At 58.4% G+C, this 19,901-nt stretch carries 23 protein-coding genes and 1 pseudogene; 2 read left to right on the top strand and 22 right to left on the bottom strand.

Annotation, left to right across the window (positions count from 1 at the left end; all coding sequences use genetic code 11):
- Positions 1 to 236: 236 nt before the first annotated feature.
- The 10 genes from ACYVL5_RS18025 to ACYVL5_RS17980 all read right to left on the bottom strand — a co-directional run bounded on the left by ACYVL5_RS18025 (position 237) and on the right by ACYVL5_RS17980 (position 6,505).
- Complete coding sequence (locus ACYVL5_RS18025; RefSeq protein WP_460596994.1) at positions 237 to 926, bottom strand: ribonuclease HII; 690 nt, start codon at positions 924 to 926, stop codon at positions 237 to 239.
- Positions 927 to 1,093: 167 nt separating this feature from the next.
- Complete coding sequence (gene rplS / locus ACYVL5_RS18020; protein ID WP_460596960.1) at positions 1,094 to 1,450, bottom strand: 50S ribosomal protein L19; 357 nt, start codon at positions 1,448 to 1,450, stop codon at positions 1,094 to 1,096.
- Positions 1,451 to 1,534: 84 nt separating this feature from the next.
- Positions 1,535 to 2,104, bottom strand: coding sequence for an RNA methyltransferase (locus ACYVL5_RS18015; protein ID WP_460596959.1), 570 nt, complete (start codon positions 2,102 to 2,104; stop codon positions 1,535 to 1,537).
- The gene (gene trmD, locus ACYVL5_RS18010) at positions 2,101 to 2,826 is read right to left on the bottom strand and encodes a tRNA (guanine(37)-N(1))-methyltransferase (protein ID WP_460596958.1); all 726 of its coding nucleotides are present in this window, start codon (positions 2,824 to 2,826) and stop codon (positions 2,101 to 2,103) included. The genes ACYVL5_RS18015 and trmD overlap by 4 nt, the downstream gene beginning before the upstream one ends.
- Positions 2,823 to 3,341: a ribosome maturation factor RimM gene (gene rimM, locus ACYVL5_RS18005; RefSeq protein ID WP_460596957.1), complete on the bottom strand. Its 519-nt coding sequence runs from the start codon at positions 3,339 to 3,341 to the stop codon at positions 2,823 to 2,825. The genes trmD and rimM overlap by 4 nt, the downstream gene beginning before the upstream one ends.
- Before the next feature lie 3 nt (positions 3,342 to 3,344).
- Complete coding sequence (locus ACYVL5_RS18000) at positions 3,345 to 3,575, bottom strand: KH domain-containing protein (protein ID WP_460596956.1); 231 nt, start codon at positions 3,573 to 3,575, stop codon at positions 3,345 to 3,347.
- Between the two features lie 51 nt (positions 3,576 to 3,626).
- Complete coding sequence (rpsP, locus tag ACYVL5_RS17995) at positions 3,627 to 3,893, bottom strand: 30S ribosomal protein S16 (protein WP_250680624.1); 267 nt, start codon at positions 3,891 to 3,893, stop codon at positions 3,627 to 3,629.
- A 113-nt stretch (positions 3,894 to 4,006) separates the two neighbouring features.
- Positions 4,007 to 5,371, bottom strand: a complete 1,365-nt coding sequence (gene ffh / locus ACYVL5_RS17990; RefSeq protein WP_460596955.1) for a signal recognition particle protein — start codon at positions 5,369 to 5,371, stop codon at positions 4,007 to 4,009.
- A 292-nt stretch (positions 5,372 to 5,663) separates the two neighbouring features.
- Positions 5,664 to 6,245, bottom strand: coding sequence for a sulfurtransferase-like selenium metabolism protein YedF (gene yedF, locus ACYVL5_RS17985; RefSeq protein ID WP_460596954.1), 582 nt, complete (start codon positions 6,243 to 6,245; stop codon positions 5,664 to 5,666).
- Positions 6,242 to 6,505, bottom strand: a complete 264-nt coding sequence (locus ACYVL5_RS17980; RefSeq protein WP_460596953.1) for a DUF3343 domain-containing protein — start codon at positions 6,503 to 6,505, stop codon at positions 6,242 to 6,244. The genes yedF and ACYVL5_RS17980 overlap by 4 nt, the downstream gene beginning before the upstream one ends.
- Before the next feature lie 250 nt (positions 6,506 to 6,755).
- Between ACYVL5_RS17980 and ACYVL5_RS17975 the strand changes: the two genes are divergently transcribed.
- Together ACYVL5_RS17975 and ACYVL5_RS17970 are read left to right on the top strand one after the other, a co-directional pair.
- The gene (locus ACYVL5_RS17975; protein ID WP_460596952.1) at positions 6,756 to 7,019 is read left to right on the top strand and encodes a hypothetical protein; all 264 of its coding nucleotides are present in this window, start codon (positions 6,756 to 6,758) and stop codon (positions 7,017 to 7,019) included.
- Complete coding sequence (locus tag ACYVL5_RS17970) at positions 7,006 to 7,488, top strand: DciA family protein (RefSeq protein ID WP_460596951.1); 483 nt, start codon at positions 7,006 to 7,008, stop codon at positions 7,486 to 7,488. Before ACYVL5_RS17975 ends, ACYVL5_RS17970 begins: the two co-directional genes overlap by 14 nt.
- A 127-nt stretch (positions 7,489 to 7,615) precedes the next feature.
- Here the strand turns inward: ACYVL5_RS17970 and ACYVL5_RS17965 are convergent, their stop codons facing one another.
- From ACYVL5_RS17965 to ACYVL5_RS17910, 12 genes and pseudogenes are all read right to left on the bottom strand, one after another.
- Entirely contained in the window at positions 7,616 to 8,407 is a 792-nt protein-coding gene (locus ACYVL5_RS17965) for a tRNA1(Val) (adenine(37)-N6)-methyltransferase (protein ID WP_460596950.1), read from the bottom strand.
- A gap of 166 nt (positions 8,408 to 8,573) precedes the next feature.
- Positions 8,574 to 11,021, bottom strand: coding sequence for a YfhO family protein (locus tag ACYVL5_RS17960; protein WP_460596949.1), 2,448 nt, complete (start codon positions 11,019 to 11,021; stop codon positions 8,574 to 8,576).
- Positions 11,021 to 12,226, bottom strand: a complete 1,206-nt coding sequence (locus ACYVL5_RS17955) for a glycosyltransferase family 4 protein (protein WP_460596948.1) — start codon at positions 12,224 to 12,226, stop codon at positions 11,021 to 11,023. The genes ACYVL5_RS17960 and ACYVL5_RS17955 overlap by 1 nt, the downstream gene beginning before the upstream one ends.
- Complete coding sequence (locus ACYVL5_RS17950) at positions 12,216 to 13,061, bottom strand: glycosyltransferase family 2 protein (protein WP_460596947.1); 846 nt, start codon at positions 13,059 to 13,061, stop codon at positions 12,216 to 12,218. Before ACYVL5_RS17950 ends, ACYVL5_RS17955 begins: the two co-directional genes overlap by 11 nt.
- Positions 13,051 to 14,118, bottom strand: coding sequence for a glycosyltransferase family protein (locus ACYVL5_RS17945; RefSeq protein WP_460596946.1), 1,068 nt, complete (start codon positions 14,116 to 14,118; stop codon positions 13,051 to 13,053). Before ACYVL5_RS17945 ends, ACYVL5_RS17950 begins: the two co-directional genes overlap by 11 nt.
- Complete coding sequence (locus ACYVL5_RS17940; RefSeq protein WP_460596945.1) at positions 14,115 to 14,990, bottom strand: glycosyltransferase; 876 nt, start codon at positions 14,988 to 14,990, stop codon at positions 14,115 to 14,117. The genes ACYVL5_RS17945 and ACYVL5_RS17940 overlap by 4 nt, the downstream gene beginning before the upstream one ends.
- Complete coding sequence (locus ACYVL5_RS17935) at positions 14,987 to 16,024, bottom strand: glycosyltransferase family 4 protein (protein ID WP_460596944.1); 1,038 nt, start codon at positions 16,022 to 16,024, stop codon at positions 14,987 to 14,989. Before ACYVL5_RS17935 ends, ACYVL5_RS17940 begins: the two co-directional genes overlap by 4 nt.
- Entirely contained in the window at positions 16,021 to 16,770 is a 750-nt protein-coding gene (locus ACYVL5_RS17930) for a class I SAM-dependent methyltransferase (RefSeq protein ID WP_460596943.1), read from the bottom strand. Before ACYVL5_RS17930 ends, ACYVL5_RS17935 begins: the two co-directional genes overlap by 4 nt.
- A gap of 21 nt (positions 16,771 to 16,791) precedes the next feature.
- Positions 16,792 to 18,192 (bottom strand): oligosaccharide flippase family protein, encoded by a 1,401-nt coding sequence (locus ACYVL5_RS17925; protein WP_460596942.1) that lies wholly within the window; start codon positions 18,190 to 18,192, stop codon positions 16,792 to 16,794.
- Positions 18,193 to 18,386: 194 nt separating this feature from the next.
- Complete coding sequence (locus tag ACYVL5_RS17920; protein WP_460596941.1) at positions 18,387 to 18,806, bottom strand: hypothetical protein; 420 nt, start codon at positions 18,804 to 18,806, stop codon at positions 18,387 to 18,389.
- A 60-nt stretch (positions 18,807 to 18,866) separates the two neighbouring features.
- Positions 18,867 to 19,472, bottom strand: coding sequence for a winged helix-turn-helix transcriptional regulator (locus tag ACYVL5_RS17915; RefSeq protein ID WP_460596940.1), 606 nt, complete (start codon positions 19,470 to 19,472; stop codon positions 18,867 to 18,869).
- A 308-nt stretch (positions 19,473 to 19,780) separates the two neighbouring features.
- Positions 19,781 to 19,901, bottom strand: a pseudogene (locus ACYVL5_RS17910) (IS1595 family transposase); the annotation flags it as partial.

Raw genomic sequence — 19,901 nt, 5'->3', positions numbered from 1 at the left:
AGGTGCAGGCTTTCCTTATTCCCTCGCCCCTTTAGGGGAGAGGGGCAGGGGTGAGGGAGGTTTTAGAATCTGCCCTCACCCGGCCTCCGGCCACCCTCTCCCCCAGAGGGGGCGAGGGTATAAATAGAGAAGCCTCCGGCCACCCTCTCCCCCAAGGGGGGGCGAGGGGATAAGAGAAGAAGCCTCCGGCCACCCAAGGGAAGGCAGGTATAAATAGGCAAGGGAATGCAAGGGAGTCAGAACGAGAAGGATCCGTTACCAGCAGGTGGAACATCACCAGGCTGGGGAGCGGGAAGGTGCTCCTTCACGCCGCTGAAGGTCTTTCGGTGGATGGGGGAGGGACCGAGCTCGGCTATCGCGGCCAGATGCGAGGCCGCGGCGTACCCTTTGTGGCTCGCGAAGCCGTAGCCGGGATACTGGAGGTCGTATTCCAGCATCATCCGGTCCCGGGTCACCTTGGCGATGATGGAAGCCGCGGCGATGGAGATGCTGCGTGAATCTCCCTGCTTGACGGTCCGCTGCGGAATGTTCATCGGGATGTTGGATATACCGTCGATGAGGATGAAATCGGGCTTCGGTGTGAGACTTTCCACCGCCTGCCGCATCGCCTTGAGGGTCGCCTGGAGGATGTTGAAGCGGTCGACGGCGTCATGGTCGCAGATCCCGACCCCGACCGAGATCGCCTCCCGGTGGATGACATCGAAGAGCTGCTCCCTCATCGCCTCGGTCACCTGCTTCGAGTCGTTGACCCCGGGAATGATCAGGCCAGGGGGAAGGATGACCGCCGCGGCCACGACCGGACCCGCCAGCGGGCCACGCCCGGCTTCGTCAACCCCGGCGATGACGCCGTACCCCTGGCGCAGAGCCAGTTCCTCGCAAGCTAACAGGTCGACAGGCGAATTGTCTTCGGGAAACAGCCCAGCCATCATAGCGAACCTTCCAATTTCTAAGGCATCTCCGGGAAAAGAGCGGTGCCCCGATTTGAACTGCTGAGATAGTTACTGGCAAACGCCCCCGGAGTCAACCTAAACTTCAGGCATAAAAAAAGCCCCGGGCGTCGTTGACCGGGGCTTTTCGTAGCGGGCCTGTAAAATTACTGGCCGGCGACGTATTTTCTTTCTTTGATCCTGGAAGCCTTGCCGCGCAGCTTACGGAGGTAGTAGAGCTTGGCGCGACGGACCTGGCCGCGGGTCACGACTTCGATGGTCTCGACGGAAGGCGAGTGGATCGGGAAAACCCTCTCGACGCCGACGCCGTTGGAGATCTTACGGACGGTGAAGGCTTCGCGGATGCCGCCGCCGGTGCGGGCGATGCAGACGCCCTGGAAAGCCTGGATACGGCTCTTGTCGCCTTCGACGATCTTTACCTGCACCTTAACGGTATCGCCCGGGACAAACTTGGCGATGTTCTTTTTCATTTCAGCGCGTTCGAGCATGTCAATCTTGTTCATGTTGCACTTCCTCCCTTATCTGGAACCTCTAGACTTACAAGTTGATGTTATTGGCAAAAGCCGACTTCGTTTTCTCTTTAATTTTTACCGTCCAAAAAGCCGATCCAGCATGATGGCGGCGGCGGAGCGGACCGACAGGTGGTTGTAGTCCCCACCCGCACTGATCGGCTCCAGCACGTAATCGCTGGCGTTGAATACCTGTTCCGTCAGCCCCCACCCGGTCCCGAGCAACAGCAAAAAAGGCTCCTCCGGGTTCGACTCCATCAGCCCCTTCAACTCTTTGAAGGTGACGCTGTTTGGTCGACCCGCGGCGCCGGTTACCACGACCTTGGGACGCTTTCCGGTACGATTCTCTATGTCGGCGACGGCATCTGCCAGACTCTTCTCGGTCTGCAGAAGCTCCAGCGCCATCTTCCGCTTCGGGTTGTAGGTCGATCCCCAACCTTCCAGCCAGTGGGTCCTGATCTTCTCAACCAGCTGCCGCTGATCGTTCACCGGGGTCACGATGTAGTAGCGCGACACCCCGTAGGTGCGTGCGCTCCTGGCGATGTCGTGGACATCCAGGTTGGTGACGGCGGTGGCCACGATGTCCCGGTTCTTGTCGTAAACCGGGTAGTGGATCAGGGCGATGCTGAAATTCTCGGCCAAGCTCATCTCTGCACCTCGGCCAGGAGCTTCTTATCGGCCTTGCTCAACTCGATCTTTTCGAGGAGCTCGGGCCGGGTGGCGAGCGTTCTCCTGAACTGCTCCTTCCTGCGCCACTTGGCGATCTCGGCGTGGTTGCCGGAAAGAAGGATGTCGGGAACCTTCTCGCCCCTGAATTCGGGGGGCCTCGTGTACTGCGGGTATTCCAAAAGCCCGTCGGCGAAGGAGTCGTACTGGGCCGAGTCGTCGTGCCCCAACACTCCGGGTACCAGCCGGGAAACCGCGTCGACGATGACCATGGCGGCGATCTCTCCGCCGGTCAGCACGAAATCCCCGAGAGAGATCTCGTCGTCGACGAACAGGGTGCGTACCCTCTCGTCGACTCCTTCGTAGCGTCCACAGATGATGATCAGCCCTTCCTCGCGGGAGAGCTCCTCGGCCACCTGGTGGGAGAAAGGACGCCCCGCCGGGGTAGTCAGGATCACCTTCGACCGGGGGCTCTTCTCCTTGACCGCCTCGATGGCGCCCGCCAGGGGCTCCACCTTCATCACCATCCCGGCGCCCCCTCCGTAGGGAGAGTCGTCGGCGGTGGCGTGCTTGTCGAGGGCCCAGTCACGGATGTTGTGGAGGCCAATCTCGATCAACCCGTTCTCGGCGGCGCGCTTGATGATGCTCTCGGTCAGCGGCCCGTCGAACATGGCGGGGAAAAGGGTCAGGATGTCGAACTTCATAGCTCGAGCAGCCCCTCCGGTAGAGAGACCGTCATCCGCCCGTGGGCGACATCGACCGCCACCACGACGTCGTCCAGGGCCGGGATGAGGAGCTCGCGCCCCTGATACTTGACCACGTAGACGTCGTTGGAGCCGGTCTCGATGATGTCGACCAACTCGCCGAGCTCTTCCCCCTCCTCGGTTGCCACCGTAAGTCCCAGGAGGTCCGACCAGTAGAACTCGTCGGGGGGAAGCTCGGGAAGCGCACCCCGGTCGGCGTAGATCTCACGCCCCACGAGGTGCAGTACCTGGTTGATGTTGTCAAAAGCCTTCAGGGTGAGGATCACCCGTTGGCCGTGAGACTTGGCCGATGCCACGGAGAATTCCTCCATGGCGCCGGCCGGCGATTTCAAGAAAACGCTCTTAAGCTTCGAGATACTCGAGGCATCACCGGCAAAGGGAATGACACGCAACTGTCCCTTGATCCCATGCGTCGCCTGGATCTTGCCGATCAATACCTTATTACTACCGGACATCTATCACTCTACGATTTTTAGGATGGCCTTCTTGTTATCCTTGGTTGAGACTGCGTTGAGAAGGGTACGGATCGCCTTGGCAGTACGTCCTTCCTTGCCGATGATGCGACCCATGTCTTCCTTCGCGACGGTGAGCTTGATGACGTTGGTGTCTTCTTCCAACTCCTCGGTTGCGCGAACCTGGGTGGGGTCATCAACAAGTGCCTTGGCAATGGTCTCTACAAGCTCTTTCATGGCGCTATCCTCTGTAGGGTGGGATATCCGGTGTACCGGAGCTAACGAGAATTAAGCGGCCGGAGAGACGAATTTCTCCCAGATGCCGGTTTTCTTCAGGATCTGCTTGACGGTGTCGGTCGGCTGGGCACCCTTGCCAAGCCACTCAAGGGTCTTCCCTTCTTCCAGACGGTATTCAGCCGGGTTTTTGTTCGGGTCGTAGGTACCGACGTTCTCGATGAAGCGCCCGTCCCTACGGCTGCGGCAGTCGGCTACCACCACCTGGTAAAAGGGTTTCTTCTTTGCGCCCGCACGTGCAAGTCTGATCTTTATTGCCATTTGCTTCCTCCTGGTGTTCTCGGATCTAAGATCCGCAATTGGGTATTTGTGTGTGTTTCGTATACAGCCTAACTAACTCTACTTGATTTATCACGCTCGTCAAAGAGAATGCGTTAAAAGGGGAACATCCCCTTACCCATTCCCTTCATTCCCTTGAGAAGTCCCTTGGGGCCCATCTTCTGGAGCTGCTTCACAACCCGCTGTGCCTCAGCGAACCTTTTGAGAAGCTGATTCACCTCCTGCACCTGGGTTCCGCTCCCTTTGGCAATCCTCAGCCGGCGGCTGCCGTTGATGATCCCGGGATTCGCCCTCTCCTTGGCAGTCATGGAATCGATGATGGCCTCGATCCTCTTCAACTCCTTCTCGGAGGGCTGGGCGCCCTGCATCTGCTTCATCGCCTTCCCCATGCCGGGGATTAGCGACATGATGGATTCCAGGGAGCCCATCTTCTTTATCTGTTGCAGCTGGCTACGGAAATCCTCCAGGTCGAAGGTCCCGCCGCTCTTCTTCATCTTCTGCTGGAGCCGTTCCGCCTCTTTCTCGTCGAAGGTGGCCTGCGCCTTCTCGATGAGGGTGAGGACGTCGCCCATGCCGAGGATCCGGGAGACCAGACGGTCGGCGTGGAAGACATCCAGCGCGTCCATCTTCTCACCGAGACCGACGAACTTGACCGGCTTCCCGGTGACCGCCTTGATGGAGAGCGCCGCGCCACCCTTGGCGTCGCCGTCGAGCTTGGTGAGCACCACGCCGGTGATCCCGAGACGGTCGTTGAAGCCGGAGGCGACGTTGACCGCTTCCTGGCCGGTCATGGCGTCGGCGACGAAGAGGATCTCGCGGGGGGCCAGCTCGTCCCGGATACCCTCCAGCTCGTTCATCAGGTAGTCGTCGATCTGGTGACGGCCGGCGGTATCAAAGATCACCACGTCGAAGCCGTTCAGGGTCGCGTAGCGGGTCGCGTTGCGGCAGATGTCGAGCGGTTTTTGATCCGCGGTGGAATCGAAGACCTCGACAGCGAGCTGACGGCCGAGCACTTTCAGCTGCTCGATGGCGGCCGGACGGTAGACGTCGGCGGGGACCAGCAGCGGCTTTTTCCTCTGCGACTTCAGGTAGCGGGCCAGCTTACCGCAGGAGGTCGTCTTACCGGCACCCTGCAGACCGACCATCATGATGGCGACCGGCGGCTTGGCGGCGAGATCGAGCGAGTTGTCTTCGCTGCCGCCCATGAGGTCGACGAGCTCGTCGTGGACGATCTTGATGACCTGCTGGCCGGGAGCCAGGCTCTGCAGCACCTCGGTACCGACCGCCCGGGTCCGCACCTTTTCGATGAAGTCCTTGACGACCTTGAAGTTGACGTCCGCCTCGAGAAGCGCCAGGCGTACTTCACGCAGCGCATCCTTGACGTTGTCCTCGGTCATCACCCCCTGGCCGCGGAGCTTCTTGAAAACCAGGTCGAGCTTATCGGATAAAGTGGCGAACATGCAAACCCTATAACGTCCCGTTTTGCAACGGTTATTATCAGCGAAACCGGGGCAGGCGCCGGCGTCGGCACGCAGGTATCCCGCGGCAAGAGAGTCAATTTAGTAGAAAAAAGCCGATATTGTCAAGAAAAATATCCGAAGCTTCGCAACTTACACCGGCGAAGCAACCCTCCCCCTCGCCTATTTATTCAAATCCCTCTCCCTCCGGGAGAGGGGCAAGTAATCCATATCCCCTCGCCCTCCGGGAGAGGGGATAACTATACAAGGGGAAGGTTCAGAGAGTGGGCCCGCGTCACAGCCTTATCACGCTCGATGCCTTCATCATGCTCTCGGCGATGGTGAACATGTTGGTCACCGCACCGGCTGCCAGCGTCTCCCTCTTCTTGAAGTAGTCCAGGCAGACTCCGCAGGAAAGCACCTCGACGCCGCGATTGCCGAGCGCCTCGAGCGCCTCCAGCACCTCGGACCCCTCGGTGGCCAGCAGCACACCGGAGTTGACGAAGAACATCCGGTCCGGGAGCTTGTCGAGGTCCAGGAGCGTGATGATGTAGTTCTTCATCAGGAGACGGCCAAGTTCCTCCGGCCCCTCTCCCAGGCGATCGGTCCCGATCAGCATCACGACCGGCCCCTCTTTGGCGGCGGTTACCGACTCGGTCGGCGGTTGTTCGCCGACCGTGATGGTGAGGGCGAAGCCCCCCTCAATAACCTCCTCCTGCACGGTGTATCCCCGCCCAGCGGCGAAGCGGGTCACGTTCTCGCGGGGAGCGCCGTCGTCGAGCAGAACCCGCAACCCGTCTTCCGCGCTTTCCAGGGCCCGTTTCACCGAGACGACCGGCATCGGGCAGGCCATGCCCCTTACGTCCAGACTCTTCATGCTTTGGCTCCTATTTCAACGAAAGTGTCACCTTCTTTACGGTAAAGATGGCGCGGGAGAAGTTCGGCGGCAGCCAGAAGTGCTTCCACCGCCTCCCTCAGCTCCTCCGAGTACCTGAGGGCCAGACCGCAGTCCGCCGCCAGCGCGCGGGGGGCCGGGATCACCAGGATCTTCAGTTTCTTATCCTTCAAAAGCCGCTCCGCCTCCATCACCCGGTGCACCGAGTTGAAAACGGCGACGTAATCTCCATCCTTAACCACGACGACTCCTTTTATTCCGTAGTCCTTCCGCCCACGACAAGTGATTATCCCTTAGACCGAAGGCCGCATTTATATATATCCCTCGCCCTCCGGGAGAGGGTGGCCGAAAGCCGGATGAGGGAGTCTCCCAAAGCCCCTCACCCCTGCCCCTCTCCCTGAGGGCGAGGGGAGACAGTATGGGGCGAGGGGATAGGGAGAATAATTGACAACCGAGAGCTTACCTCATAATATCTGCTGCGCGAGGTAACTAATGCATACAGCACTCTTAGTAGCAGCCCTGGTCCTCGGGGCCATCACCATCAACGTCCCCATGGGATACCAGCGACAGGGATGCCGGAAGTTCTCCTTCGGCTGGTACTTCTACGTGCACATCACGATTCCGATCATCATCTACGCCAGGATCAAGACCGGGCTGGGATGGCAGTTCATCCCGTTCACCCTCGCCGGTGCCGTCACCGGGCAGATCCTCGGCGGACGCCTCTATCGCAAGAGGAATCCCGTTGAGCAAGAATGACAAACGTCCCAGGATGCGCCGGCCGGCGGCAGTCTCCGATCTCCTTTCGGCGATGCTCAAGGGGACTCCGGCCGAGACGCGGATCCGGGAGGGGCGGATCTGGGGGATCTGGGAGCGCGCGGTGGGAAGCCGCATCGCCAACCACGCCCAGCCTTCCGCTTTCCGGGACGGCACACTCACCGTCACCGTCGACAGCGCGCCCTGGATGCAGCAGCTGAGCTTCCTAAAGCGCGAGCTCATCATGAAGGTGAACGACGAGCTCGGTTACACGCTGGTGAAGGAGCTCTATTTCCGCGCCGGCAAGGTGGTCAACTGGGCCGCCCCCGCGCCGCCCGCCCCCGCACGCAAGCGCCGCCAGCTGGCACCCGAGGAGATCGAAGAGATCGAGGAGCAGGCAAAAGCGGCCGGCACCGCCGAGCTTCAGGCGCTCTTCGCGAACCTCATCAAGAGGGACAAAGAGAACAGATAAGAACTTAAAACCCATGGAACGCGGATGACGCGGTTAGGCGGATTTCCGCGGATCAAATCTAAAAAGGCTTTAGGGGTAAACCAAAAATCGTTTTTGCAGTATCCGCGTAAATCCGCGTAAATCCGCGTTATCCGCGTTCGATTTCAGTTTCTTTACGATAGATCCTCAGCTTCTCCTCGCTGTATCCCCCATCCTCTCCCCGCACGAAAAGAGGCGGCTCCACCTGCAACTCGCCGGCACGCCCCTTCATCAACTCGACCAGAAACATCCGCGCCGCCATCTTCGCCGTCCCGTGCACCATCCTAAGCCGCAGCACCGCAAGCTTCTGCCGCGCCGCCTCGACCATCAGCTCGGTAAGCCTCGAGGTGTGGTAGATGAAACAGATCCTGCCGCTTTCCTTGACCAGGAACTTGGCTGCTGACAGGAAGTCGGCAAGGGTGGCGGTGGTTTCGTGACGAGCGAGATCACGCCCGGCCCGCGGGCTTACCTTCCCCGTACCGGGGCGACGGTAGGGCGGATTGGAGAGGACGAGATCGAAGCTCGAAACGGTGAAGCGCTCCTTCAGGGAGATCACGTCTCCGTCGATGATCTCGACGCGGTCGGCGAGTGCGTTAGCCTCCACGTTTCTCCTGGCCAGGGCCGCCATCCCCTCCTGCAGCTCGATCCCGGTGACCTGTGCAGCCGGCTCGGTCCGGGCCACCAGCAGCGGGACGATGCCGCATCCGGTCCCGAGATCCGCCACCCGGTCACCCGCACGCAGCTGCGCGAAATCGACCAAGAGGAGCGGATCGACCGAGAAGCGGTAGCCGTGCCGGGGCTGCACGATCCGCAACCGGTACCCGGTCAGCTCGTCCAGGGTTTCGGTCTCTCCGCAAAATGCTATCTGATCAGTCACTATCTTCCGCTCGGTCAACTGCACCTCAACTCCTAACAGCCCCTCACCCGAAGGAGGGGACTGGCTCCGCCAGGTGCCTGTCCCCTTAGGGCTTTTGAGGAAAGCGGGTAAGGCTGAAAGAGCGCTCCGCTAGGGGGACAGGCTCCGAAACGGAGCCAGTCCCCTCTGCTGATAACCAACACTAAAAGCTCTACGCCGCCCCATCCTCCGCGGTGCTCCGGCATTCCGCCGCCTGGCGCCGGCGGAGCAGGTATTCACGCACCAGCGCGGCGGCGAAGATCAGGAAGGAGGCCAGGGTGAGGTATTTGCCGACCTTGAACGGGGTCGGGTCGAAAATGAACTCGACCTTGTGCTGCCCCGGAGGCAGATAGACCCCACGCAGGACGTAGTCGACCGGGTAGATCTCGGCCTTCTTGCCATCGACGTAGGCGTGCCACCCCTTGTAGTACTTTTCACCAAGTACCAGCACCGAATTGGTCTGCACCGCGGCGTTGACCTCGATCTGGGTGGGATCGTAGCGGGTGACCCGTGCGTCGCCGCCGGAAAGCGGCGCCTGAGGGCTCGGGGTAGCCAGCGGGATCGGGGTAGCCGATTCCACGATCGCCATCGACCTGCCGTTGAACTGGGGATTCTGCAGGTCAGCGAGCGCGTCTTCCGGGGAGTTGGCCATGACCGCCACCGGGGCGAGCCAGGCCTTGGGAAGAACGTTACGGTTCTCGAGCACGACGCTCCCGTCGGGAGCGGTGAAGACCGGGGTGTATTTAGACCCGACCACCCCTTTCTCCTTCTCGTACTGTTCGCCCGCCTCCACGATGTACCTGACGTTCATTATGTCGGCCATGGGCGACATCGCGTTGAAGTTGTCGAGAAAATCCTGCCACCGCTTCTTCTGGACCGGGTTGGAGGTGAACATGACCGGGATGCCGTTACTGACGTAAGACATGGGATCGGCCCCCTCCATCGGAAGGGTGCGGTACTCCTTGCCCGCCTTGGCCACAAACTCCATGGCGGGGGTCTTCACACCGCGGGTCTGCTCCGGCACCGGCTGCAGCAGGAGGTACTTGAGATTGACCCGGGTGACGTCGCCCAAGTAGCAGGCGAGCAGCAGGACGGGAAGCCAGGCCAGGATCTTTTTGTTCTTTCCTCCGGCGTAGATCACCGCGGCGTGGATGGCCGCCACCACCATGGCGATCCCGGTCTCGTTCACCAGGTTCACCCATCGGCGCGCGACCAGCTCGGGCCCCTGCTCGTACCTGGTGGGATTCCCGATCATGTTGGAGAAGGCGTCCATGAAGCTGCTCCGCGCCACCGTCTCGATCCCGAGGAAGGCCCCGAGCGCCACCGGGAACGCCACGATTCCATAGACATACCTGCGGAAAGCGGTGGTTGCGCGTACCTTTTCATCGATCAGGAGATCGAGCCCGCGGGCGGCCAGTACGCCGAGCCCCATCACCGGGAGGAACATGATCATCTTGGGAACGCGGAACCGGTTGATGCCAGGGAAGTGCTCATAGAGGAACCAGTAGAAGGGGGTGAATTTCCCCATCGAGAAGAGGATTCCCACCACCACGCCGGCGGTCGCGAGCCAGGTGTACTTGTCGCGCCTGAAGATGAGCGGCAGCGGTACCAGGAGCCACGGGAGAAGCCCCATGTAGTCGGTGGTCTGGGTGAAGACCATCCTCCCCCAGTAGTAGGCGTCGATGTTGGTGCCGTTGTAGCCCCCTTCCTGGCGGGAGTAGCCGAAGAAGCCCGGGATGACGAAGGTGACGAGTTCTTCCGGGGGGAGCGACCAGGACATCGCCTCTTCCACGTCGAGCCCGCCCTTACCCTGGTTGGAACCGCTCTGCACCCCGCGGGTGGTGTCCTTCGACCAGTCCGAGAGCGGGACGAGCGAGATGGCCACGGTGGAGAGGAAGAAGAGGAGGATGATGGCATTGAGGCTCAGGATCTTCGGGAGGGTTCCCTTTTCCTTGCGCTCCTGGTAGATGATCGCCGCCGAGCGGCAGACGCCGTAGACGCCGATACCGAGGCAGGTGTAGAAGGCGACCTGCCAGTGCATGTTGAAGAACTGGAACGCGAGGCAGACCGCGGCGGTCATGGCGAATATGTAGCGCCTGGTCTGGAAACCCTTTTCCACGAAGTAGAAGGCCCAGGGTGCGAAGCTGATGGTGGCGATCTTCTGCACGTGGCCGGCGTTGATCAGCGAGGCGTTCTCCGGCGCGATGGCGAAGATGAGGCCGCCGAGGAAGGAGCCGAGGCGCCCGACCCCGATGGCGCGGCAGAAGCAGTAGGTGCCGGCGCCGCCGAAGAAGAGATGCAGGATCATGAACCAGGCGGTGTTGACCGGCTCCGGGAGCAGCCAGAACAGGAGGTTCCGGTAGAAGAGGAACTGCAGCGAGATGGTTCCCCCGCCTTCGGTGCCGCCGCCGTTGGAGAGGTAGTCCCACCCGGCGTGCATGGAGGGGCGGAACAGGTCAAGAAAGCTCATGGTCTTGAAGTGTTTCACGCCCCAGAAAAACTCGGCGATGATGTCGGGCGCGCGGACGATCTGACTCGTGAACAGGATCTTCGCGAAGAAGATGATCAGCACCAGCAAAAGTCCCAGCAGATAGAGCAAATCCTTGCGTCGTTCAGTCATCACAAACTCCGTAGATAGAAATCGTGCAAAGAGGTGGCATAGCCATGCCAGTTGAAGCTCTCCAGCATGGAGCGCCTCCCCTCTTTCCCCAGCGCGGTACGCCGGGCGGGGTCCTTCAACAGGGCGACTGCCGCCGCCACCATTTCCTGCCAGTTATCGGGGCGGCAGAGGAGACCTCCCTCGCCGTCCCGGATATATTCCGCGATCTGCCCGACCCGGTCACCGACCACCGCGACCGAAGCGGACAAAAGCTCGGTGAGTTTCGCCGGGCACTTGCAGCGGTTGATCAGGTTGTCCTCGAAAAGGTAGAGCGCAACGTCTCCGGCCGCGAGATAGTCAGGGAGCTCCGCCGGCTCGATCCATCCGGCCTGGTGCAAGACGCCCGCGAACCCCAGCGTCGCGGCCGCGGCAGCCAATTGCGATTCTTCGCCGTGGCGCCCCTTGCCGACCACCAGGATGCGCACGTCCGGAAGTTCGCGGTGGATGCCGTCCAGCACCTTGTGCAACCGCTCCTGCTCGAACTCGAAGAAGCGGGTGTACAAAAGGAGCACCGTGGCGTCGAGCGGAATGCCGACTTTGGCCCGGGCCGCGGCACCGTTTCCCCGGGTTCCCCCCTCGACACAGTTGGGGAGATAGAAAAGCTTCCCGGGAGCGACTCCGACTTCGAGCGATTTTTTCTCCAGCTCGCGGCTCGCGACGGTGACCGCCGACGAATGCGGGAGAAGCCAGCGCTCCTGGAACTCGAAGACGGCCTTTTCCGTTTTGGAGTAGGAGTGGAGCTCGTTCATCCCCCCCTTCCCTTCCCAGTCGTCGGTATCGACCACCACCGGCGGGAGCCGCACACCAAGGTTGCGGACGGCGATCACCAGCATGGCAGCTATCCCGCCGTACCCCTTCGGCTTGAAGAGATGGATCAGGCCGGGCTTCTCGGCCAGGGCAGCCCGGAACATCCGCAGGGAAAGAAGGAGGGTGGAAACCAGCTTGCCACCCTTCGGGAGCGAGACGTTCACCAGCCGTACGCCGCGCACCTCCTCCACCTTCCCCGAATCCTCCGGATTGGTGTAGGGAGGCGCGATGATCACCACCTCGGTGCCGAGCGTCTGCAGCTCCACCGCCAGCGGGAGCATGCGTGCCAGGACCGTTCCCTTGGGACGGATACCGAAGGGGGCGAGAAATACCACTTTCAGCGGGCGCCTATCCTCCATACTTTCCGTACCTTCCCCGGGTGAAATCGATGAAACCGCGCCACATCATGGAGAGCTTCTTCAGCTTCTCGTCCTCGAAGAGGATGATGCTCCCGGTCTCCTTGGCAAGGCGCACCAGGTCGAAGAGGCAGTGCCCCGGGAAGTGGCGCAAGTACATGGTGAAGACCAGGAACCGGTTGCGCGTCTTGTAGTAGCGGCGCAGCGGCGAGTGGTTCGTGGCGATGAACGGGCCGTACTTCTTCGTTTCGCCGACGCTGTGCAGCAACCGGGCCCCGTTCGCGCGCAGCACGCGGTAACCGCGAGACCTTAGCCGCAGGCAGTACTCGTTGTCAACGAAATCGATGAAGAGTTTGTCGAGAAACGGCCCCACAGTCTCATAGGCCCGCAGGTTCAAAAGGCACCCGGAGGTCATCGGCGTCATCACCTCCTGACAGCGTTCGCTTCCCGGCGTATGCCCGGACTTGGTGACGTGGAACGGGGAAAGCATCCCCACCTGTGTCGCGTCCATCGTCTCCAGGCAGCCGATCATCTCCGCGATCATCCCCGGCTCGGCTTTACTGTCCTGGTCCATGGTCAGCAGGAAATCGCACCCCGCCTCCCGGGCCTTCTCGGCGCCGCGGTTGAGGGCGGTGGCGATACCGAGATTGGCGTGGTTGGGGAGATAGCGGACGTTGGCCCCAAGGCTATCAGCGATGGAGGCGAAGGCGGCGTCATCCGAGTTATCGACGACGAAGAGGGTCTCGACCTCGCCGAGGTAGCTCCTCAGGTTGTCCGCCACCTCCTGCGTCGGACGATAGAGCACCACCACTGCCGCCACCCGGTAACTATGCCGCATGGTTCACCGGTCCCGAAAGCATGCAGAGGTTCACCAGGCGCTGCATCTCCGACAACGCCGAAGACTTCATCTCTTCGATAACACGGTAATTTTTCTCCCTCATCTCCTCGAGCCGCTCGGGAGACGGGAGCTCCTGGTGGAGAAAGTCGGCGAGGGTAAGGTAGCAATAACCGAAGGTGTCGAAGTCACCAATGGCGGGCTGGATGACGATGGGGATGACTCCGCAGGATAGATACTCGACCAGCTTCGTCGGGCAGGCGACGCGGTTAACGAGGTCGTCGTCGCGCAGGACGAAGCCGAGATCGGCCTGGGCATAATAGCAGTAGACCTCTTTTTTGGGCACGCTTTTAATTTCGATCTCGCTGGTTGAGTGATCGGAAAGCTTTTCGCGAAAGCCGGTCACGTCCCCAGTCAGGATCAAGAAGCGGCAGCGGGCGCCCACCTCCTTGATGGTGGAGACCATCAAGTCGACATTCTGCCAGGCCTGGGTGCCCCCGGCATAGACCACCAGTGGTGCGTTGCCGGTTGATTCGCGCCGCGGGACGGCCCCCGCCTCATCGAAGATCGGGACATTGACCACACGATCACGGGGGATTCCGTACTTGCGCAGGTAATGATCGGCCATCGCTCCGCTGACGGTCACGATCGCGAGACTGTTTTTGACCGCCACCCGCTCAACCAGCCGGTACCGCCAGGCGGCCAGCCTCCGTCCCGCCATTTGGAACTCATCGGGGACCACGCCGTGCATGTCGGTTACGCAGCGGCGAAAAATATACAGGGGGAGAATGGCCAGCGCGTTGCCGACGGAATGGACGTAGATGCAGCGTGCGGTGAGTGCGAGGTAAAGGATCAGCGGCAGGTGAAGAAACAGGTTGAGCCGGTAGATGGTCAGCAGCTCCGAGCGCCTCTCCTTCCCCGCCTTCAAGTTACCGACCAGGCTTACCTTGAGGTAGCTTCTGTTGACGGAGCTGAAGCGGTTATCGATGGCGGCAATGCGCTGCATCATGCCGTCCTTCTCGTTGTGCGGCCCCGGGTAATCGGCGACAAAGAGCATCATGACTTTGTCCCCGCCCCCGCCAGCATTCCCTTCAGGTATCCCCGGACCAGGCTTAGGTTTATGAGGTAAGCCATCTTCCGGGCACCCTTATAGTGGGGTTTGAGGAAGTATTTGTACGGAAGGATCAGGCTGAAGAGGATGGTCAGGTAGTTCTTCTTGAAGAACCCGTACTGTCCGTCCCCGTAGCCGTAGTTGTAGTGTTTCTTGGTGGCCTCATCCAAAGTGCTCGGGCAGTTCCAGTAGACGACCGCCTTCTCCGCGAAATGGAATCGGCAACCGGCTTTTTTGAGCAGCATGTCGAACATGGTGTCTTCGGCGGTGTAGGTATCCTCCGGATATCCCCCCACCCTCGCCCACGCCTCCTTCCTGAAAGCGATACTCCGCGAAGACGGAAGGAAGTTTTCCCGATCGATGCTTTGCAGGATGGGGACGAAGAGCCTTGAATAGGACTTCTGGAAATCATTGGCGAGTACCGGCTCGTACCAACCAGCCACGACATCGACGTCCTCGTCGGAAAGTGGGCTGGTTATCTCTTCTAACCATTTACTTTCCAGCATACATCCCGCATCACATGCCGCTATCAGAGGATTAACCGCGCTGGAAACGGCAACATTTCTCCCCCTGGCGATGGGGCCTTTGGTGTACTTCCTACTGCACGTTTTGTCGACGACCACTTTTAAATTGAGGTCGGGGTGTGACTGTGCGTAGTTCCGGATCAAATCGACAGTTCCATCGGTAGATCCGCCGTCCACCAAGATGAATTCTGCCGCATAGGTGGATTGATGCAGATAACTCTCAAGGAAAGCGACAATGGTCGTCGCTTCATTGAAAACGGTCGTAATAAGGGATACGGCGGATTGTATAGTTTTCATCCCTTGGCCCATAGACGGTAGTAGGTACGTTTAACCGCGCTCCAGTCGTGCTCGTCGGCGAACGCCTTGCCAACCTCTGGCTTCGACGAGCCGCCGGCTAAGGCCTCACGCATGCAGAGCTGAAGTTCCTCGTTGTCCCCGGCGATCCACATCATCTTTTCGCTGCCAGGCATCAGTTCGAGGTAATCCTTTTTAAGAGGGTTGTCGTACAGAGCAATTACTGCATTCGAGTAAGAAAAGGCTTCAAGTATTCCCAGGTATCCTGACGTAAAAACAACACAGGCCCGTGCCAGGTAGCTATCCACGTCGTGTACAAAGCCCTGTAACTCAACATTCAAATTGTGCTCTGCGACAAAGGAAGTCACCCACTCTTTCAAGACTCCATCACCGCAAATGATCAACTTGTACGACGGGAATTCAGCACTCACGGATTGCCAGGCGGAAAGGTACTGTCTTATCCCCGTGTCCTCTGCCAGGCGGCCGACAAAAAGGACCATCTCCTCTTTCCTTGCCGCAAACCGTGCCTTTGCTACCCCTCCGTACGTGACTGCATCCGGCCGAGTTCCATACCACTTCTGGATGTAATGCCCCACACAGATGTTGCCTTGGCATAAACGGCTGGTGAGACTTCTCCGTCGCACAGTTTTTGGATCAGGAGGACATTTACCTTCCCACCCGTGAAAGGTGATAAACACCTTTTTTCGAAGTAACTTGAGGGCCAGCACAAATGGAAGCCACGCCCAAAAAACGGAGTAATCGTGGAAATGAACGACATCGGCTGCCAACACTTTCGGAAAGAGTCCGGCTATCTGCTGGTACCGGTAAAGGGTTTTGATATACCTTTTCGTGCTTTTTGCCAGACGGTGCACGTCGACACCATCGATGCGTTCGTAAGGGGGGAGGCGGTCATGGTTTTCAACGATGAGGGTTACACCATGACCATCCTTCAACAACTCGCTACTTACCTCGCGAAGGTGTTTTTCAACCCCGCCTATATGTGGATAATAGAGAGCTGCTATGAAAACTATCTTCATTTCTTGAAGGCCGCGATTATGATGTCAGACTCGCCCCAAATCGGTGTGAAAATGTGGTCGTCCAAGAACGACACCACATCTTGAACAAAGTACCTATTGAACCGCATGAAACGCTGCCCTAACTTGTCGTTGAAAAGCCAGTTTCGCAGGTACCCTTCACACAAGAGAGACTCGATGACTTCAAAATCGGCTTTTTTGAGCAAATCGAGAATGGCATCCTCAGTATAACGGCGGAGATGCCCTACTCTTTCATCAAAAGGATCCTTGCCAAATTCCTTGATGTACTTTTTATGCAGCGGCGCGTTGACCGATGGAACCGACATCAAAAAGTGTCCGCCAGGCTTAAGCAGGTCATAAACTTTTCTGAGCGCGGCAAGATCGTCAGGTAGATGCTCCAGCACTTCTGTCATCATTATGACGTCGTACTGCTCGCTATCAGAATACTGCATGAAGTCCTCCGCCTCGAATCGGAGGTTGTTCTCAAGATGAAGAATACTAATAGATTTCCTGTTTTCCCCGATCGCCTTATCCGACAGATCGACGCCTTTTGTTTTCGCGCCTTTGCTGGCGGAGTAAATCGAAAATGCGCCTCCGCCACAGCCTATATCCAGAACCTCTACACCTGATTTTAAATATTTGTCATAGACCTTAAGGTGATTCCGTAACGAAAAATCTGATTTCGTCGGTATTGTCGTGAGCGCAGTTGTCCCGGAATGGAACTCTTCATAAAGTTTTTTGTCGGCCATTTGCGGTATATCTCCGAAGGACTAAATAGATTCCGTTGTCATTTTCGATTTAGTTTGGGCGACCTTTCGCCAAATGATTCCAGCTGAAAATATAAAACCGATCACCTCATTACAGATGAGCGCCATGGCCGCCCCCATTGCACCAAAGCGGGGAAGCAGTGCCATGTTAATCACGACCACGCCCACTAACTGGAGGAGATTGACCAGCCAATAAAGCCTAACGAGTCCAAAACTATAACCGATGATGCCAATCGGACATACGAGTAGCGAAACGACGTACCTCACACATAAAGCCTGCCCCAGCAAAACAGCGTCGGCATACTTCTGGCCGAAGAATAAGGGAGTGGCATACGGCGCAACCAACGAATAAACCATCGCAAAAACGGCAACTAGAAGGCTTAGGCCGATTGTTTTTCTTATCATGGCCATTGTCTTGTCAAAGTCAGTCAATGCGGACGCCCGAGGCCAGAGCGCCGTGTTTAGTGCCCCAAGTAAAATGACCAGAGGCATTGTGAATCGTGTTGCGATGCTGTAAAGGCCTATCTCCGCCTTATCCAGAAAATAACCCATCATCCATACATCCGCTCGCATGGTAATCGTGACCAAAACCGATGAGAGTAGCATGAAAAACGCGAATGTATTGGCACCGGTAGTGTCCATCCCACCAGATCCTGCACCAACAACTGGAGCTCGCAACAGCATTTGGGGGAGCTCACGCACAGGTTTTCTAAACTCGCGCCATCTAAAGAACGCCCCCCGTGGTACGAGCAATATAAAGGCCACCGCTCCGGCTCCAGCGGCGACAACCGATACGGTAATGACAGTTTCCAGAGACCATTTTTTCAGCAACGCGAGGAGCAAAATCCCTGCGAACGATACAACTGTCTGTCCAGTCGAAATAAACGCATTCATTTTGAAACGCTTAAGCGACTGAAAGTATATTGTGGGGATGTGGGCCACGGCAGTAAAAATACCCACTAGAAGACTGACCCTGACCAAGAAAGATAAGTCAGCCTCATGCCAAAGGCTCTTAGCGACAACCGGAGCCACAATGAACGCCGAGAGTGATGCCATAACAACCAGCAGCATCCGCAACCGGAATGCCCATCTCAGTACAGCGAATTGGGCCTCCTTGTCATTTGTTTCCACCGCTCGTGAGGCGAAACGGATCGCTGTCTGACCAATACCCAGGTCCGACAGCGCTGCCGCTAATCCGGAAACACTCAGGATAAGGGCATAGTCACCCATTGCCTTGGGGCCAAGACCACGAGCAATCAAGATTGACGTAACGAAGCCAGTTACGACGGAGACGACTTGAGGAATCATCGAAACAATGACGTCTTCGATAGCTCTCCTTGTCCCAAGAAAAGTCGTCTTTAGTCGGCTAAGCCATTCAGCGGCAGTGCCCTTAATAAGAAGCATCGATTTCCTTGTAAAGATTGCTCTTCAGCGAGGCAGCCCCACCTACTAAATCAAACCAGACTCTGCATCTTCATCCCTGCTCCAGTCTGCTCTCCAGTTCCGGCAGCAACCCCTCCAAAGCCTAACGGCTAGCGCTTTAGCTTTCCGATGATCTTAGCAATCTCTGATTCTAGATACTGACGCTCGTCACGTCTTTAACGATGTTGAGCTCCACGATCCACCCGGGCAATCTCCTCTTTCAACTCCGATCCCATCCGGTCCAATCGCTCTCCAAGCAGCTGTTGGCCTTCCAACAACAAGTCAAACTTGTGGTCGAGGTTATTGAAATGCTCACGTGCACTGCTTTCGACGCCGTCAATCCGTTCAGTCAGGTGGGCGAGGACCCCATCGATGCGCTGATTGAGCCGGCCTTCGACTTCATCGATGCGCTGATTGAGTCGGGCTTCGACTCCGTCGATACGCTCGTTCAGGCGGGCTTCGACTCCGTCGATGCGTTCGTTGAGGAGAGTTTCAACTCCATCGATGCGCGCCGCGAGCTCGTCGAACCGCTTGTCGGTCTGTGCAGCGTGCTTGTCGAATAGAGCCTCAAAAAAAAGCTTGTCGTTTTCATCCATTTCGGCCTCCTGTGGGGATACCGGAATTCGCCTTTGCGCCACAATTAAAGATAACCCGCTTCAGATGGCCCCCGCCCGATAGATGCTCGCGGGTTCGACGCCCATCTTCAGAAGTTCTTCGTGCAGTCCCTCCCCGCGCTTCAAGGAGGTGATGATAATCCTGGAGCTGCACGAGGGAATGGCGGCCTCCGGAGCTATCACCGTCTTGTCGAAGAACCTTTCGCCCGCGCCCTCTGAGTCGATGGCCAACTCGAGCTCCAAACCGGTTTCCTTGAGGGAGAGGTAGGCGATCTCGGCGACCTCGTCGATGCCACAGAAGGCTACGCTCTTCACCCCTTCGGCGGCGAGAGATCGAAACAGCCTGAGATAGTCCTGGCGCGCGGTCGTGTACAGCCCGGAAAAGTAGCTGAGGTGCTGGTAGGCGAGACGGCTCTTCTCGGCAAAACCTTTGGGGGTGAGGAGATAGGCGTAACGGTTCCGCGGGAAGTTGTTGACCCGGACGAAACCTTTGGCGACGAGATTCTTGAGATAGGAGTTGACGAGACCGAGCGCGATGCCGAGACGCTTGGCAAGCTCCCGCTGGGATAACTGTTCCTCGCCCGAGATCTCCGAAAGGAGCAGGAAGGAGCGGTAGGGATCTAAAACTTTTTCCTCTTCACCGTTCATTCGGTGAACACTACAACAATCCCCTTGAAATTACAACAAAATCGTTTTCAATCGATCCGTAGATTCCGCGATGAAGAGAGAGGCGCTTCGACTCCAGCGCAGTGCCTACCATTTTGTTGCCGGACCGCGTGGGCACGGGGTGCCCACCCTACGGTGCTCCAAGAGGAAGGTGCCGGGTCGCAACGGAAAGTGCCCTCTTGGGGGCGAACATGTCACTTGGCGAACCAAGATGCGATTTCCGCGCCGAACTTGTGTTTCCGACGGTGAAAACGTCACGTTTCATTCCGAAGTGTCATTTTTTTACCTGATTAGCGCCAATCTTCCGCTAGGCGTAACCACCGCTCTGGTCGGCTGCCAGTCCGGGCAGCGGCAGCAGCGAGGCGGGGAAGCATAGCAGCAAGATCGAAACGACGGTTAAAGCGGTACTGA

This window comes from Geomonas sp. Red276, from assembly GCF_054784495.1.
This window is presented reverse-complemented; position numbering and strand designations above follow the sequence as displayed.